Here is a 14,558-nt window from a genome sequence, read left to right on the forward strand (position 1 = left end):
GCTCGGAAACACTCTCATCAGAAACGCTCCTTACCTTTTCTTGGCCAGCGTAAGTACTATAGTTCTCTTCCGGATCTTGCCACGGTCGCCCTTGAAGGTTTCCACCACCTCGACGCTGTTCGCCGTGATCCTGCTGATGTGGCCGTTACCGGAACCGACCTGCATCCCGACCTGCACCACGTACCCCTTGCCGTTGGGATCGATGATGAGGGCGCGGTTTTCCTTGAGCCCGGCGATGATGCCGGACACCTTGAACTTGCTCGCATCGAAGCTCTGGATCGGCAGGACGTCCTCGGAAGGACGCTGCACCGGCGCCTCACCCGCCTTGGGCGGCGGCGCAGCCACCGTCGGTGCGTAAGGCTTGAAGGGATCGGTGCGCCGCCCGAATTCGAGCTGGGTAGTGATCCTGGTGGCACTGGACATCGGCTTTTGCACCGGTGCCGCCGGGGCCGGAGCCGGGGTCGGCTTGGCCGGCGCGGCCGGCTTGGGGGGCGGAGGCGCAGGTTTCTCCTCCGTCTTGGAACAGCCGGACCAGACCAGGCAGACCAGCGCTGCGACGACGAGCAGCCTGTTATTTGGGTTTCTTTTCATCCTTGATCTCTTTTTTGTCGAGGAATCGGAAGGTGGTGGCAAGGCAGTTCACCCTCACCGTGGTTCGGCCGTTGGCGGTCCTGATATCGGAGAAACTGACGTTGTTGATGTTGACGATGCGCGGCAGCTTGCTGACCGCAACGAAGAAGTCGGCCACGTTGAAGAAGGTGCCCGAAACGGCGATGTCGACCGGCACCTCGGCATAGAAGTCCTTGGGCACCTCGGGCTTTGGCCTGAACAGAAGGAACTCGAGCCCGGCACCCTTGCCCGCGCTGGAGATGCTGGTAAGCAGCGACGGGATCTCCTTCTGGTTGGGAAGCTCGGTCAAGGCAGCCTCGAGATCTTTCTTGAGCTGCTCGTACTCGGCCTTGAAGCGAGGCAGGTTGTTGGCGATGCGCCGGTTGTCCTGGATCTGGCGCTGCAGATCCTCAAGCTTGTTCTGGAGCTGGGCATAGGCGTCCATCTTTGGCTTGTACAGACCGTAGAAGAGCCCGGCCGCTTCGAGCAGCAAGACCATTACCAGGAGGGCCACTCTCTGCTTGACCGGGAGTTTGAGAACCTTTTCTATCTGTGGATCCATAGTAAAGCCTCAGCGACAGCAAGACGGTTGATGTGTGACGCGGCGCGTTACCAGCCAGCGAGGTGCGCGGCTGTTACGGTTTCTTCAGTTGGAAAACGATGTCGAACCGCTTGGCGAGCTCGGTGCCGACGTTGGCCTGCTCCGAGACCTGCAGTTCCACGTTGCTGAAGGCACCCGAGGCCTGAAGGTTCTTCATGAACACGGCGATGAGTTCCTCGCTTAAGGCAAAACCCGAAATGCTCACGTTGCCGCCATTTTCCACGTACTTGGTAAGCCACAGCTTCTCGGGTACCGAATCGGAGAGAGCCGCCAGGCGACTGGCCGGGCCGGTCTTCTCACGACGCAGCTGGCTCAGGACGTCGAGCTTCTTCTTTACCTCTGCCTGCAGCTTCTTGATGTTGTCGATGGCGCCGATCTTGGTCTTCAGGGCACGCAGCTCGCTTTCCGAAGACTCGATCTGGGTGGTGGTGGCGGAGATCTTGGCCACCAGCATGAAGTAGAGGGAGAGGCCGACCAGCAGGACCCCCCCGACCGAGAGGGCCAGGATCGAAATCTGCTGGCGGATGGTTTCCTTTTTCTTGGAGGCCCTGACGGGCAGGAGGTTTATGCGAATCATTTATCCCCGACCCTCCTTGTGGCAAGTCCCACCGCAACGGCCATTACCGGGGCGATCTCGTCGAGGAACACGGTGTCGAACTCCTTCTCGTTCACCGCAACCCGCAAAAACGGGTTGAGCAGTTCCACCGGCATGCCGAGTTTCTGCTGCACGGTCTCCACCAGTTGGGAGGTTTTCGCCCCGCCCCCCGAGAGGTAGACCTTGCTGATGCGGTCCTCACCGGCGGTCGAGTTGTAGAAGTCGAGCGAGCGGCGCATCTCCATGGCGACCGTTTCGTTGACCCGCTGCAGCACCTCGGCAAGGCGCGGGTCCTCCACGCGGCCCGCGGTGACCTTTTTCACCTCGGCCTGCTGGGTGTCGATGCCGAACTGCTTCTGGATCTCCTCGGTGTAGAGGCTGCCGCCCAGCTGCACGTCGCGGGTAAAAAGCGAGACCCCGTCGCGCACCACGTTGAGGTTCATGATGCTGGCACCCAGGTTCACCAGGGCCACCACCTCGCTCTCGGCGCCGTAGTTGCTCTCGTAGGCGCTCTGCACCGCAAAGGCATCCACGTCGACCACCACCAGCTTGAGACCCGCCTCGGCAAAGACCGTCAGGTAGTCGTTGATGATGTCCTTCTTGCTCGCGACCAAAAGGACGTTCATCTTGGAGAGGTCCTGCTCGTCCGGGAAAAGGATCTCGAAGTCGACGTTCACGTCGTTGATGTCGAAGGGGATGTACTGCTCGGCTTCCCAGTGGATCTGGTCCTCGAGTTCTTCGGCCGGCATGACCGGCAAGGAGATCTTGCGGATGATCACGGCGTTGCCCGAGATGGAGCAGGCCGCATCCTTCACCTTGACGTCGAGGCTCAAAAGGAGCTTCTTCACGGTCTCGACGATCGAGGAACTGTCCATGAGGGTGTTGTCGACGATGGCCTCGGGGGGGAGCGGGAGCACGCCGACGTTCTGCAGCTGCCAGCCCCCCTTGAGCTCGCGCAGCTGGACCAGCTTCACGGCGCTCGAGCCGATGTCTACTCCCACAATATCCTTGTTCTTTGCGAAAAGCATCACGCGGTCCTATCCCTTAGTCCTGAAACACCTTGGTCTTCTCGGCGAGGGAGAACCCCAGGGCAAGCAGGATCTTGCGCTTGGTCTCCATTCTGCAGTCCTCGCCGCGCTCGATGCGGTCGATCGTGATGGGAGAGACACCGGCCATACGCGCCAGTTCGGCCTTGCTCATCAGACGCTCTTCGCGCAACTTTTTGACGCTGTTCGTGATCGTAACGGGCATGCGGTTCACCTGGACCCTACGGATTTTGGGGTACATTTGCACCAAATAGAAGATAAGTCAAGAAATTATTCCAAGTTATATGTAATTATATTTCAGTGTGGGTAATTGTTGCATTTTTAAGCCCAGATCTACTTACTTTGACGCGGCTGCCCAGACCGTCAAAGTGGCCCCTTCCTGGAAACCCATTGGTGACAGGGAGTTGACTCCGCGGCGCCACAACGGGGAACTCAATTTTGGACCCAGCCGAATAGCGGAGCACCATGCCAGGTCACTCCTCCTATCGGATGGCACGCGAGGGACTCAAGGGAAATTGTGGGGGGTCAGTAGGCGTAGAGCAGCGAAAGACGGGCCTTTTCCCGCGGAGCTCCCCCCACCCCCTGAACGGCGATGTTGAAAAGCCCCGGGACGTGCTGCGGGCGGATCCCCTCTTCCGTTCCGGTAACCGCACTCCCCGGGTCCAGGAGGTCGTTGGCGGCGCTGTCGGTGTTACCGGGGACGCTATCGAGGATCTTCACGGCAACCTGGTATCCCCCCTGGTGGGAATCCTTGGCGCCGCCGAGGCTGAAGGCGAAATCGGGGGAGAGCGCCGGGTCGGCGTTACGCTGGGCGGGGGAACAGGCGCTCCAGGCGCCAGGTGGTAAGGCGAGTTTCTGCTGCAGGCAGCTGTATCCGGGAAGCCTGAGGCTGATCAGCTCGAACTGGTTCTGCAGGGAGTTTGGGGTCTCGAGGCTGTTTTGCAGGATCCGCGGCATCAGTTCCTGGGTCACCAGCTCCACCCCGCCGTGCGCCGCGGCGAGTGCGGTCCGGTAGCGTTTCTGGCTTGCCGAGATCTTGGTCCCCGCGGTGATGGTGTACAAAAGGGCGAGCGCGATGACCAGAGAGAGGACCGTCAACATGAGCGCGGTAACCAGCGCGGCACCCTTTTCCCGTTCCCGGACCATGCTCCCCTCCCCTACAGGTTCTTGGGATACACCACGATGCTGTAGACCTTCCAGTGGTAGTGGCGCCACTCCGGACTGATCTCGCGGGAGAGGCGGGAATCGCTCCAGATGCCGCCGAGCTCCGCACCGAGACGGGGATCAACTACCATGATGGCGTGCTCCGGGTCCTGTACCGGATACCGGTAGCTTACGTCCTTGCGCCCCTGTTGGGCCAGCATGTAGACCCGGATCTCCTTGATCTGCTCGCGCAGGACAGCGGCGGGGTACTCGTCTCTGCTCAGGAGTTCCGCGTTCGTGTAGTAATCCTTCTGCCCATCGCCGTTGGTGTCCAGGAAGAACACGACCTGAAGGTCGGCGACACAGTCGAGCAGCGGATAGTAGGTATGCCATGGGCTGTTGTGGCTTATCACCTTCTTGTAGAGGACACCCGTGCCGTGGCTTTTGTCGACCCCCGCGCAGTAGGCGGGGATGGTGTCGGGACGGCTCAGGTAGTACTCGGCGCGATTGAAAGGGAATTCCAGGGGTTCGGGGGGCAGGTTCTCTACGGGGTCCCCGGGGGGCGCAATACCGTAGACCAGGAAGCTCTCCCCCCGGCTGGTCGGGGTGAAGGGGGGCGTCAGGGGCGGAACAAAGAAGAGGGAAAAGCTCGTGCCGCCGGGGACGGTGACGAGCTCCCGGGTGATCTTCCCGTCGCTCGCGGCCCCCTGCTTGACCACGATGGTGCGGTCGCCGCTCCCCAGGACCAGCTCCGACCCGGAACCGCTCGACTTGAGCACGGTCCCGGTCGAGGAGTAGCTGAGGTAGGCCCAACTGCGCGACGTGGTACTCATCCCGAGGGCGCTCCCCTTCAGTACCAGGTAGTCCGAGCCATTGAACCCCTTGTTGTCCCCCACGACGACGGCGCGCGGTGGTTCGTCCGGTGCATCGTAATACTCGCCACAGTTGTTGTGGCAGCCGGCCTCGCTGTAGGTGAACCCTTTGGGTAGTTGCCAGGGGAGGCCGAATCCGGCCAGTTCGAGGTCCGAGCGGAGCAGTTCGAGCCCTATCAAGCCGCCGATGTCGGTCTCTGCCGCCTTGACGAGCATCGACGAACTGGCCAGGATCCGGTTGAAGGACGACGAGATGAGCAGCATCACGATCGAGAAGATTAGGATCACCACCACCAGTTCGACCAGGGTGTAGCCGCGATTTCCGGTCATCCGCCTCACGAGCGCATCCTTTTCATGGTGTAGATCTTGTGGGTGGTGCTGAGGTTCTTGAAGTGCCAGGTCACGCTCACCGTGAGAAGGTAGGTCTCCCCCTGGGTGCTGCGGTCCCTGATGACACCGAACGACTTGGTCCCGCCACCGATTCGGCGGGTTGCGGTGGTGGTGGTGGGAAAGGTCGTGCCGCTATCGCTTGCCCTCCGGCGCAGCAGGTTCATCTGCTCCTCCCCCACCTGGAGCGCCTGTTCCCGGTACATTGTGCGCAGGGAGTAGTCGTAGGCCACGGTGACCGTCTGCAAGAGCCCCAAGAGTCCCACCGTCATGACGAGCATCGCCATCATCAGCTCGACCAGGGTAAATCCCGGTTCACCGCTTGGTAATGCAGGCGCTTTTGCAGTCATAGCCCAAGTCCCTCTGACCGATGCTGAGCCTGGTGGAAGAAATCACCACGCTGTCCAGGGCGCCGGTAGGCCCGGCAGAGTCCACACAAATGGAGAAATCCTGGTTGGCGAGGCCCCTCTGGTCGAAGTCGACGTAGTTCTTCTCGCATTGTACCGGGAAGCGCAAGAGGCAGCTGCGCAGCGGTTCCGGGCTGTTGTCGGCTGCCGAGGAGTAGATATCGTAGCGTGCCGGGGAGAACTTCACCCGGGTAGCCCGTCTCTGGTACAGGGCATCGGCCCGCACCTGCTGCAGGTCGGCCAGAAGCGCACGCGTCTGGGACTCCATGCGGTAGTGCGTCAGTAGACGGGAAAAGGCCGGGACGGCGATGACGGCCAGTACCGAGAGGATGGCAATAACCACGACGGTTTCTATCAGGGAGAAGCCACGCTGCCACATCTGAAGCCCCCCGGCACCGGTACCGCTGCCGCATCCGTTTGGACCCGCCAAAATTACAGCTCACCAATATTACCATCGGGCCGTTGAATGAAAAGCGCTCCTGTCTCGAACTGGGAGGCTCTGATAGTACTGGGGAGACAGCGCCGGTGCCGGCGCTGGCCGTGCAGGGATTGATTGTGTCGCAGTGGTGGTTGGGGGTAAGGGCGTGCGGTGGGGGGATTGGAGCGTTTAAGGGGCGAAAGGGGCAAAACGATCTGCCAGATGGGCGGGGCCACAGCCCCACCCCGGGGCGTTCCTGCTACTTGGCCTGGAGCCCTTCCAACCCGCTGTCGTTGGTCGACTGCGCCGGCGTTCTGCTGTTCAGAAAAAAGATCGCCCCGGCCACCAGGACCGTCACGACCGCGTACAGCACGAGCATCCGCTTCGAGAAAACGGCCAGAAACAGCCGCTCGACGGGGGTGTACAGGCGGGACTTGCAGATGGGGCAGACCTTGCGCCCATGGGGGACTTCGCCGTTGCAGCGCGGGCACCGGAAGGTCTTTTTCAGCTCCGCAGTGCGCTGCATCTTGATGGGCGCCTCGCGCAGGGGTTGTCCTGCGTCCTGACGCTTTTGCTGCTCCCGCTCTGCGGCGTGGTAGGTTACCGAGCCTCGGATCTTCTCGTACATCGCGTTGACCTGCTCGAGACTCTGGCGGGCCTCCTCCCGGTTGGCCGGACTCCCTACCGAAAGTTGTTTGCGGTGTTCCTCGCTCAACGCCTTGTACAGCTTCTCGATCTGAGCCGGCGAAGCATCCATGGGTAATCCCAGTGCCTGGTAGCACAGGACCACGTCGGTCAGTTCGTTCTCTTGCTCGGTTCCCATCAGGGGACCTCCTCGGGGCAATGGTATCTGCGGCCAGGTTATTTCTTCGAGAGGGTGACCCTTCCCGTGGCCGTCATCTTGAGCTGGTACAGCTGTCCATGTGCATCGTTGATCGACACGTAATTGTCGCTGGTACTTTTGTCGGGCGCCACGAATGCCGCGGTGCCGTTGGGATAGAGCTGGACATAGACGTTGGCCCGGGAGGCTCCCGTGCTGCCGCTGCGCAGCACGACCGAACTCGAGGTCACCGTCTTGCTGTCGGCTGCGGAGAATCCGGTGGAGGGGGTGTTGTACGCCTGGTTTCCCTTGAAGACCTGGAAACTGCTGCTGTTGGGCTTGAACACCACCATGTACTGGATGTTGTTGGTGATCGCCTTGGAACGTGACTCCCGGACCGACATTTCCATCAGTTTGGCGCTGGCACGACAGTTCAGCTGGCCGCGCCACACGACCAGGTTTGGCAGCGCGATGGCGGTCAGGATAGCCATCAGCACCATGACGACCACGAGCTGTATCAGGGTAAATCCGGCCTCGGATGCAAGCTCCCCAACGAAAGGAGCGGACGAGCGTTCCGGAAGCGCTGCTGTAAGGTGCCCCGTCCTCATCGCTGTCTCCAGTAAAGCGGGAAGCTGATCAGCCCCGCCTTGGGCTTGTCACTGGCAAGACCGCCGCCGATACCGGTCAGGATGTTGACCTGGCCGCTGGTCGGAATCATCAAGACGACACTGGACGGTATGCCGGAGCCGGTCGTTTTGACGCGATCGCTGCGCAACAGCCTGCTGAAGGTGGCCGTGGCACCGGAGCCGCTCAGGATGGGCCCTTGCGAGCGGGGGTTGGCGACCAGCGTGCTGTCGTTGGTCGTGTCGTAGTTGAGAACCGCCTCGCCGGTCAGGTAGTTGAGCGCGTACTGCCGCGAGGTGCCGAGATTGCCGGTAAGGCAGACGTCCGTGCTGGCGGCGCCCGGGGCGTAGGTGGTGAAGTAGGCGACCTTGCTGAAGACCAGCGGGGCTGCCAGGACCTTCTCACCGGAGTTCTGGTTGAGCTTTATGTACCAGCCGTAATTCGTCGAGGCGTTCAATTTGCTCATGATATCGGAGATAGACCCGGTACCGCTGGCCACCGTGGTGCTCTGCAGCTCGTCGCCGGTGACGTCCAGCATGCTCGATTCGGTGACGGTACCGGTTTGCCCGACGTCCTTCAGCGCATAGATCCTGTCGACCACGTTGGTATTGAGCGGATGCTCGCGGTCGCCGGTTCCGAAGTAGATCATGGTGTACCCGGGCTCCACGACAACCGACGGCTTATAGAAGATCTTGCGCCCGACGTCCGAGCTCCCGCCCAACCCGGGATTGGAACTGAAGAGCTTGCGGGCGCTCCAGCTGCCGGTACTGGAGGCCCCCACGTCGAAACGCCAGATATTGCCGCCGGTATCGGCAGCATAGAGCCGGTCCGCGAAGCCGCTGCCGGTCGAATCGATCGCTGCCACCTCTCCCGGGAAGGAGAAGGCCAGGGCGGAGTTGTCTGCGTTGGTATAGCCCCAGATCTTGCTGCCGCCGTTGGTGAAACTCGGGACGCCGGCTGAGTTGAGGGTGGCCACTTCGACGACGTAGAGGCCCCGTCCCTTGGGAGTGCCGGGGCTGGAACTCCCCGAACTGGTCACCGCACCGGAGCCGGTATCCGTGAGGTTCAAGGCGGTGCCCGTGAAGGTCTGGGTAGCGCCGTAGCGCTGGTCTTCGTTCACGTTGTCGTAGCCTCCGCCGAGCACGGCTACGATCTTGGTGGCTCCGCCGATCTTCATGCGCAGCAGTTTGGGCTCGCTCCAGGTCTCGGCAAGTTCCCCGAAGATAGGTGAGCCACTTGCCGTCGGGCTCGTGTTCGAGATGCGCCACAAAACGGTCGGGCTGGTGGAGGCACTGCTTACGTCCAGCGCGTAGTAGGAGCCGGTCGTGGGACCGGTGCTGCTCCCGCCGCCCCTGCGGGTCCCGAAGACCAGCACGACCTTGTCGCCCGACTCGATGTTGCCGTTGTTGTTGGCGTCGTAGACGTAGGCCGCCGCCGTCGAATCAACGAAGTACACGTGGTTGCCGCTGTTGATGTACTTCAGGTTGGGGAGCAGGTCCGGCGGGATGAAGGACCACACCTCCTGGCCGTCACAGTCCCTGATTGCGTGCAGCATCCCGTCGTTCGCACCGACGTACATCATGGTCTTGTTGGTGCTGCAATTCGTCTCGTTGGTCGAGTTGAACGTGTAGGAGGAGTAGTTGATGACCATGGGGCGCGAATGCAACACGTCCCCCATGATCCAGCCGCGGTTGGCGCTGGTCACCCCGTTCAGGTTTTCATCGTAGGAGTCCAGGCCGTAGATGAAGTTCACCAGGTTGTTGCGCGAGGTGGTGTCCGTGGCGTCGTACCCGAGCATGTCGGGGGTGACGTTGGCTGCGTTGAAGGCGACCAGCGACCCGGCGGAGTTGACCGTGTAGATCTTCCTGGTGCTCGTGATATTTGAGAGCCCCTGGAGCACCTCGCCCGCTCCCCCCTTGGCGACGTCGCCGCCGTCGGCACTGAGACTCCAGAAGGACTGCGACGTCGACTTGAAGGAGCCGTTCACGGCACCGGCAGGGAGCGCGGTACTGGAATTATCGTCCACCTGGTCGTTGTTCATGTCCATGTAGGTGGCCAGCGCCCCGTTGGCGTCGATGATCCGGTTACTTGAATCGATGCCGAACTTCTTGAGGTTGCCGATCCAGTAGGAACCGTTGACCGGCTTGAAGAACCCCATGAAGACACGGCTGCCGCCGTAGGTGCGGTTCTCCGGACTCACCGGGACCACCGGCGCCACGTAGGACGAGTTGACGGTGAAGATCTGGGCCATGACCTTGTTGAAGGCGGCGCTCAGGTCCATCTGGTTCAGCGCCGAGTAGTAGGCCCCTTTGCCGTGACTAGTGTCGGCTGCCCGCTGCAAAAGCGCGACGGCGGGGTCGCTGGCGGCCAGGCCGTAGCCGATGGTGAAGGTGGTGATCTTCTGGGTTCCCGCGTTGAGGTACTTGGCGACGTCGTCCAGCGAGTGGTTATAGGTGTAGGTGTACCCGGTGTAGTAGGAGTAGGTGGAGACGGGCTCCTTGCCGTCACCGTCGCAGTCTGCTGTCGGGTGCCCGGCAGCATCGGTGCAGATGGTCCCGAGGACGCTCTGGTCGTCTGCGTTGGCCATGCCGTCGGTTACGAAGACCACGTAGTTTTTCTGGCAGTTCGCCTCCATGGGGGAGACGTAGGTGGAGTTGCCTCCGGCATCAGTGGAGACACCGACCGTGGAGCCAAAGGCGGGTGCAGCTCCGGCGAAGTAGCGTCCCGCCTCGTAGAGCGTGGAGGCGAGCGGGGTATTGCCGATGGTGTCGATGCTGTCGACCGCCTCCAGAAGCGCGGTGCGGTTGGTGATCGTGCCGGTGAAGATGTCGTCCATCTTCTTCACCTCGGTCACGTACTTGGCGGTGCCCGCCCCCGTCACGCTGGAAGAGACCAGCCGTCCGCCGTTGGGGTTCGTGCTGCTCGTGCCGCTGCCGTATTCGTAGTTGAACACCATCAGGCCGAACTTGACCCCCGAGGTGCTGGTGATCAGGTTCTTCACGACCTCCTTGGCGATGTCGATTTTCGGCCTGGGTTGCAGATCAGGGTTCTGCAGCCAGTTGATGTAGTTCCCGGTAAAATAGCTGCCGCTGCCGGACTTGTTGCTGCCGCAGGTCCCGTTGGCGTTGAGCGTCCTGCCGCTGTACTGCCCGGTTGTCGTAAGGAGGCTTTGAGGGTTTTTGTTGTTGCACGAGGTGGTTATGCTGCTGACTGCGGAGTTGAGCAGGGTGTAGACGCCGTTGTTGTACGAATAGACGGCATTGGTACTGCACGCGGTCCCGTTGGTGCCGCAGCTGTTGGTGCTGTCGTAGTTGGTCGAGGGTGTATAGGTGCTCCCCCCGATGTTGTCGGCCATACTCCCCGAGTTGTCGATGATGATGAGTACGTTCGCCTCCAGGGTGGCGGGCGTGCCGTAGATCGAGGAGTCGCCGCTGTAGGTGTCCGGTGCAGCCAGGGTGGGTGCCGCAGGAAGCGTCAAGGCGAGCCCGAAAGACATCAAGGTTAACAGTTTACGCATAGTACACCCCGAGATAATGATAGATGCGGCGCCCTTACGGATTCACCGGAGCCGGTGCTTGTTGCGCGTCGTAGTTGAGCCTGTTGCCAAGGGCCCAGGACGAGGGCTCGTAGGGGGTACCGCAGGCCCCACCCTTTTTGAGGTGACCGCTCCAGTAGCCGGTGCTCCTCAGCTTCTGGAGCGCATCCGGGCAGGTTACCACGGCGGGAAAACGCCCGGCGATCCCGGGTGCCCAGGGGTCGATATCCCTCGCCCGCATGTAGACCACATCGACCCGGTAGGGTCCCGGGTAGCTCGCGCTCGGGTGGTACACGCGTTGTGCCGCCGCGGGGAGCGGGTTCGCCGCAAAGGCCGGCACGGCACCGGTTAAAAGTCCGGCCATGGCGACGACGCGGCACAGATAGATCCATGTATCAGGTAGCTGGTTCATGACTCCCCCCGGGTTCTCACTGCTGGGCCAGCCGGGCCACCCCGGCCTCGAGGCTGGTTTCGTTCGAGCTGTTGTCCCCCGGCCCCTTGGCGATGACCGTGACGACGAAGTTGTTCACCTTGAGCGTGTTGCCGGGACTAAGCCCCGCGTCTTCCTGGGTTCCGGTTCCGGCAGGCATCTTCCCCGAGCCGACCAGCTCCACCTTCACGTAGGCCTTGTCGCTCGTGCCGGGAATGGCGATCTGGTTGTAATCCTTGTACTTCATGGGCGTGGTCGTGGTGGTCTCGGCGAAGCTGCCGTCGAGGACCTTCCCCTGCCCTGCGACCGGCCAGGTGGTGGAGACCGCCCCGGGGAAGAGCTTGGCATAGATGTCGGTGAAGCTCTCCCCGAAACTCAGTGCCGCCTCGGCGGAGTAGAAGGTCTCCTGGGAGTTGCGGTAGTTGCCGGCAATCTTGATGTCGCTGGTCGAGGAGGCGAGCATGGTAGTTCCCAGGATGGTCAGTAACAGCAGCATCCCCATCACGACGATGATGGCGACCCCTCGCTCGTTCCCGACGACCGCCGCGACCCCGGCGCTTGCCACCTTAGGCGTAGCGTTCATTTAGTAGCCTCTCCTGTTGCGCAGCCCAACGACCGTGCTCAGCTGCTTGGCGGATGCCGCGGAGCCCCCCCTGGGGGTGGTTCCGGTAATCGTCACCCGCACCGCCTTGATGCTCGAGAGGTTGCTGCTGGTCACCGCGTTGGTCTCGGCTACGCCGCTTACGTCGTCGAACAGGTAACTGAACCGCAGGCTCTTAATGTTGGAGGCGACGACCTCCGCGGTCCGGGAATTCACCGAGCGCGCCAGGCAGGCCATCCCGGTCGGGCAGTCCGGGTTGCTGGCCGAGGTCACCAGCGAGTAGTCCACGGTGTCGAAGGCCCGGGATCCGGCGGCCTTGGCGAGCATGTCGCTGCTGTTGACTGCGCTGCCCACGGGGAAGGCGGCACCGGAGCCGTACTGCAGCGAGATGCTTCGGGTGACGCGGTTCGGGGCCAGGACGGGAGAGATGACCATGGTGCTGTAATTGGCCTGGACGACGCTCCCCAGGGGCTGGCTGTTGTCGAAGGGGCGGATGAGCCGCACCCGGTCGCCGACCTGGAAACCGTCCACGGCCTCGGAGGTGTCGAGCTGGGTGCTGAAGTTGCTGTAGCCGGAGGTCGACCTGCTGATGCCGATGCGGGCATAGGTCCCCGTGGGGGAACTGGTGTTGATCCGGAGGCAGCTCGAGTAGGCGCCCCAGACCCCGGCGGCCAGCGGCGGGGTGGTGATCGGCACCAGCATCCCTGCCATCTTCAGGTCGCGGGTCAGCGCGTCGAGGGCAATCCGGAGGTTCTGCTGGGTTTCCACGGCATCGTCCTGCTTGTAGGCGTTCTTCATGTGGGTCAGGTACACGGAGAAAACCGAGGCCATCACGATCCCGAAGATGGCTACCACCACCATGATCTCCACAAGCGTGAAGCCGCTGTCGCGTCGCACCTTCTTCATACTCTCCTCTTGAACCCGGTAATGCTGATCGATCTCCCCGCGCCGGTCACGGTTACCACCACCTTGGTCACCCCGGTCGGGACGCCGTTGCCTCCGGTGCCCAGGGTCGTGGTGTAGGTGGGGGTGAAGGTCCCGGCACCGGGTACCGTATAGGTCGCCGCGCTGGGGTTGTTGGGGTCGGCGTAGTAGGGATAGGTCCCGGCGCTGACGAAGCACTGCCCCTTGGCCGTCGCCGGGTCCCAGAGCATGATGTCCTCGAACACCTGCTGGGCGAGCGAACTCGCCACCGTGAGGCGGTGGGCGATCCGGTCGGAATTCATCGAGAAGAGCTGCATGCCGATCACGGCGAAGATGCCGATCGCCATGAGGCTCATGGCGACCAGGAGTTCCACCAGGGTGAACCCCTGCTGCCCCCCCAGAACCGGTTTTGTGCCGGAACAAAGCCGGGTGCGCAGGCACCGGTACAGGATGCTTATCGATGTTGATTCAGCTGCCACGTCGCCTCCGGTTGGCGGTGCTCGCCCCACCGCGCCATTAAGGGGCTGAAGAGTGGGTTGAGGGTTCGGCTGGGCTCGTCGTCCAGCACCCGGAGGCGATTGAGCAAGTTACATGCCGAGCGGCGACTAAAGGGGGTGCAAGGGTAAAACCCCGCGAAATCAGGCCATCACCTGACCAAATACTGTAGCATTCCCAATCTAGCTATGAATTTTTTTCACACCTGGGGAGTTGCACTACGCAAAAACTGCTGGAACTGCAGGGGAGTGACACGGGGGGCTTGAGGGCTCGGCTGGGGCGTGATGGATCGGGAACGGAGCGCTGCTGATGAGGGGGAAGCTCGAGAAGGACCCCGGGAACGGGAAAGGGGAAAAGAGCGGAGGGCCGGGTCGGGCCGACCCTCCGCGGGTGCGACGAAGTGGGATCAGTAGGCGTAGACGACCGAGAGGCTCGCCTTTTCCTTGGGGTTGGTCGCCTTCTCCCCCTGGACCTCGATGGTGTAGATGTTGGGGGTGCGCATGGTCTGGGTTGCCGAGCCGGCCCCCGCTACCCCGATACCGCTGTCCAGGTAGTCGATGCCGCTGGCGTCGACCAGCCCCACCCCCTTGGTGGTGTCCACGATCTTGGTGTAGACCTTGTACCCTGGGGAGCCGTTTTGTCCGGGCAGGGTGAAGGTGATGTCCGGCGACTGTTTCGGGTTGGTGGTCTTCATGGCGAGACCGCTCCAGTCGGCGGTATCGGTGAACATCTTCTCCTTGAGGACGCTCTTGCTCCCGATGGTCATGTTCAGCGTGTTGCTGCCGCCGAAATCCTGCATGAGCGAGAGGTACCCGGTGGAGTAGTTCGAAAAAAGGCGCGGAATGACGGTCTTGGTCAGGAGATCGGTGCCGCCGTAGGAGGCCTCGAGCGAGCTCCGGTACCTGGTCTGCGCCCCGGTGTTCTTCGTGGTTGCCAGGACGAAGTACAACAGGGCGAGAATCATCGCCAGGCAGATCAGGGCGAACATCAGGGAGACCACCAGGGCGACGCCCTTTTGATTTTGCAGCTGTTTCATACCGATTCCTTGCCA

Annotated in this window: 17 protein-coding genes; all 17 read right to left on the reverse strand. The window is 62.0% G+C overall.

Annotated features, from left to right (window positions below):
- Positions 1-30: 30 nt before the first annotated feature.
- The gene (locus tag H7688_RS02055; RefSeq protein ID WP_183359359.1) at positions 31-591 is read right to left on the reverse strand and encodes a pilus assembly protein PilP; all 561 of its coding nucleotides are present in this window, start codon (positions 589-591) and stop codon (positions 31-33) included.
- Entirely contained in the window at positions 572-1,171 is a 600-nt protein-coding gene (locus tag H7688_RS02060; protein ID WP_183359360.1) for a type IV pilus inner membrane component PilO, read from the reverse strand. Before H7688_RS02060 ends, H7688_RS02055 begins: the two co-directional genes overlap by 20 nt.
- Positions 1,172-1,244: 73 nt before the next feature.
- On the reverse strand, positions 1,245-1,787 hold the full coding sequence (locus H7688_RS02065) for a PilN domain-containing protein (RefSeq protein ID WP_183359361.1): 543 nt from the start codon (positions 1,785-1,787) through the stop codon (positions 1,245-1,247).
- Complete coding sequence (gene pilM / locus H7688_RS02070; RefSeq protein ID WP_183359362.1) at positions 1,784-2,833, reverse strand: type IV pilus assembly protein PilM; 1,050 nt, start codon at positions 2,831-2,833, stop codon at positions 1,784-1,786. Before pilM ends, H7688_RS02065 begins: the two co-directional genes overlap by 4 nt.
- 16 nt (positions 2,834-2,849) lie before the next feature.
- Positions 2,850-3,056 (reverse strand): helix-turn-helix transcriptional regulator, encoded by a 207-nt coding sequence (locus H7688_RS02075; RefSeq protein WP_183352893.1) that lies wholly within the window; start codon positions 3,054-3,056, stop codon positions 2,850-2,852.
- Between the two features lie 320 nt (positions 3,057-3,376).
- Positions 3,377-3,997, reverse strand: coding sequence for a pilus assembly PilX N-terminal domain-containing protein (locus H7688_RS02080; RefSeq protein ID WP_183359363.1), 621 nt, complete (start codon positions 3,995-3,997; stop codon positions 3,377-3,379).
- Between the two features lie 11 nt (positions 3,998-4,008).
- The gene (locus tag H7688_RS02085; protein WP_183359364.1) at positions 4,009-5,196 is read right to left on the reverse strand and encodes a prepilin-type N-terminal cleavage/methylation domain-containing protein; all 1,188 of its coding nucleotides are present in this window, start codon (positions 5,194-5,196) and stop codon (positions 4,009-4,011) included.
- Positions 5,197-5,201: 5 nt separating this feature from the next.
- Positions 5,202-5,603, reverse strand: coding sequence for a type IV pilus modification PilV family protein (locus H7688_RS02090; protein ID WP_183359365.1), 402 nt, complete (start codon positions 5,601-5,603; stop codon positions 5,202-5,204).
- On the reverse strand, positions 5,569-6,039 hold the full coding sequence (locus tag H7688_RS02095; RefSeq protein WP_183359366.1) for a pilus assembly FimT family protein: 471 nt from the start codon (positions 6,037-6,039) through the stop codon (positions 5,569-5,571). Before H7688_RS02095 ends, H7688_RS02090 begins: the two co-directional genes overlap by 35 nt.
- 298 nt (positions 6,040-6,337) lie before the next feature.
- Positions 6,338-6,901, reverse strand: a complete 564-nt coding sequence (locus H7688_RS02100; protein WP_183359367.1) for a hypothetical protein — start codon at positions 6,899-6,901, stop codon at positions 6,338-6,340.
- Positions 6,902-6,939: 38 nt separating this feature from the next.
- Complete coding sequence (locus H7688_RS02105) at positions 6,940-7,398, reverse strand: pilus assembly FimT family protein (RefSeq protein WP_183359368.1); 459 nt, start codon at positions 7,396-7,398, stop codon at positions 6,940-6,942.
- A 104-nt stretch (positions 7,399-7,502) separates the two neighbouring features.
- The gene (locus tag H7688_RS02110) at positions 7,503-11,039 is read right to left on the reverse strand and encodes a pilus assembly protein (protein WP_183359369.1); all 3,537 of its coding nucleotides are present in this window, start codon (positions 11,037-11,039) and stop codon (positions 7,503-7,505) included.
- A 34-nt stretch (positions 11,040-11,073) separates the two neighbouring features.
- Positions 11,074-11,469, reverse strand: coding sequence for a hypothetical protein (locus H7688_RS02115; protein ID WP_183359370.1), 396 nt, complete (start codon positions 11,467-11,469; stop codon positions 11,074-11,076).
- A 16-nt stretch (positions 11,470-11,485) separates the two neighbouring features.
- Complete coding sequence (locus H7688_RS02120; RefSeq protein WP_183359371.1) at positions 11,486-12,070, reverse strand: PilX N-terminal domain-containing pilus assembly protein; 585 nt, start codon at positions 12,068-12,070, stop codon at positions 11,486-11,488.
- A complete protein-coding gene (locus H7688_RS02125) occupies positions 12,071-12,994 on the reverse strand; it encodes a PilW family protein (protein WP_183359372.1) in 924 nt (307 codons plus the stop codon). It abuts the gene before it with no gap.
- Positions 12,991-13,491, reverse strand: a complete 501-nt coding sequence (locus tag H7688_RS02130) for a type IV pilus modification PilV family protein (RefSeq protein ID WP_183359373.1) — start codon at positions 13,489-13,491, stop codon at positions 12,991-12,993. The genes H7688_RS02125 and H7688_RS02130 overlap by 4 nt, the downstream gene beginning before the upstream one ends.
- A 422-nt stretch (positions 13,492-13,913) precedes the next feature.
- Positions 13,914-14,543: a pilus assembly protein PilX gene (locus tag H7688_RS02135; protein ID WP_183359374.1), complete on the reverse strand. Its 630-nt coding sequence runs from the start codon at positions 14,541-14,543 to the stop codon at positions 13,914-13,916.
- Between the last annotated feature and the right edge of the window lie 15 nt (positions 14,544-14,558).

Origin of the sequence: Geomonas limicola (assembly GCF_014193675.1) — a bacterium.
In the GTDB taxonomy this organism is placed as follows: Bacteria; Desulfobacterota; Desulfuromonadia; order Geobacterales; family Geobacteraceae; genus Geomonas; species Geomonas limicola.

What these genes read in the sequence shown, in the direction of transcription:
- H7688_RS02055 (WP_183359359.1), bottom strand. Translation starts at nt 591, where the DNA reads ATGAAAAGAAACCCAAATAACAGGCTGCTCGTCGTCGCAGCGCTGGTC.
- H7688_RS02060 (WP_183359360.1), bottom strand. Translation starts at nt 1,171, where the DNA reads ATGGATCCACAGATAGAAAAGGTTCTCAAACTCCCGGTCAAGCAGAGA.
- H7688_RS02065 (WP_183359361.1), bottom strand. Translation starts at nt 1,787, where the DNA reads ATGATTCGCATAAACCTCCTGCCCGTCAGGGCCTCCAAGAAAAAGGAA.
- pilM (WP_183359362.1), bottom strand. Translation starts at nt 2,833, where the DNA reads ATGCTTTTCGCAAAGAACAAGGATATTGTGGGAGTAGACATCGGCTCG.
- H7688_RS02075 (WP_183352893.1), bottom strand. Translation starts at nt 3,056, where the DNA reads ATGCCCGTTACGATCACGAACAGCGTCAAAAAGTTGCGCGAAGAGCGT.
- H7688_RS02080 (WP_183359363.1), bottom strand. Translation starts at nt 3,997, where the DNA reads ATGGTCCGGGAACGGGAAAAGGGTGCCGCGCTGGTTACCGCGCTCATG.
- H7688_RS02085 (WP_183359364.1), bottom strand. Translation starts at nt 5,196, where the DNA reads ATGACCGGAAATCGCGGCTACACCCTGGTCGAACTGGTGGTGGTGATC.
- H7688_RS02090 (WP_183359365.1), bottom strand. Translation starts at nt 5,603, where the DNA reads ATGACTGCAAAAGCGCCTGCATTACCAAGCGGTGAACCGGGATTTACC.
- H7688_RS02095 (WP_183359366.1), bottom strand. Translation starts at nt 6,039, where the DNA reads ATGTGGCAGCGTGGCTTCTCCCTGATAGAAACCGTCGTGGTTATTGCC.
- H7688_RS02100 (WP_183359367.1), bottom strand. Translation starts at nt 6,901, where the DNA reads ATGGGAACCGAGCAAGAGAACGAACTGACCGACGTGGTCCTGTGCTAC.
- H7688_RS02105 (WP_183359368.1), bottom strand. Translation starts at nt 7,398, where the DNA reads ATGGTGCTGATGGCTATCCTGACCGCCATCGCGCTGCCAAACCTGGTC.
- H7688_RS02110 (WP_183359369.1), bottom strand. Translation starts at nt 11,039, where the DNA reads ATGCGTAAACTGTTAACCTTGATGTCTTTCGGGCTCGCCTTGACGCTT.
- H7688_RS02115 (WP_183359370.1), bottom strand. Translation starts at nt 11,469, where the DNA reads ATGAACCAGCTACCTGATACATGGATCTATCTGTGCCGCGTCGTCGCC.
- H7688_RS02120 (WP_183359371.1), bottom strand. Translation starts at nt 12,070, where the DNA reads ATGAACGCTACGCCTAAGGTGGCAAGCGCCGGGGTCGCGGCGGTCGTC.
- H7688_RS02125 (WP_183359372.1), bottom strand. Translation starts at nt 12,994, where the DNA reads ATGAAGAAGGTGCGACGCGACAGCGGCTTCACGCTTGTGGAGATCATG.
- H7688_RS02135 (WP_183359374.1), bottom strand. Translation starts at nt 14,543, where the DNA reads ATGAAACAGCTGCAAAATCAAAAGGGCGTCGCCCTGGTGGTCTCCCTG.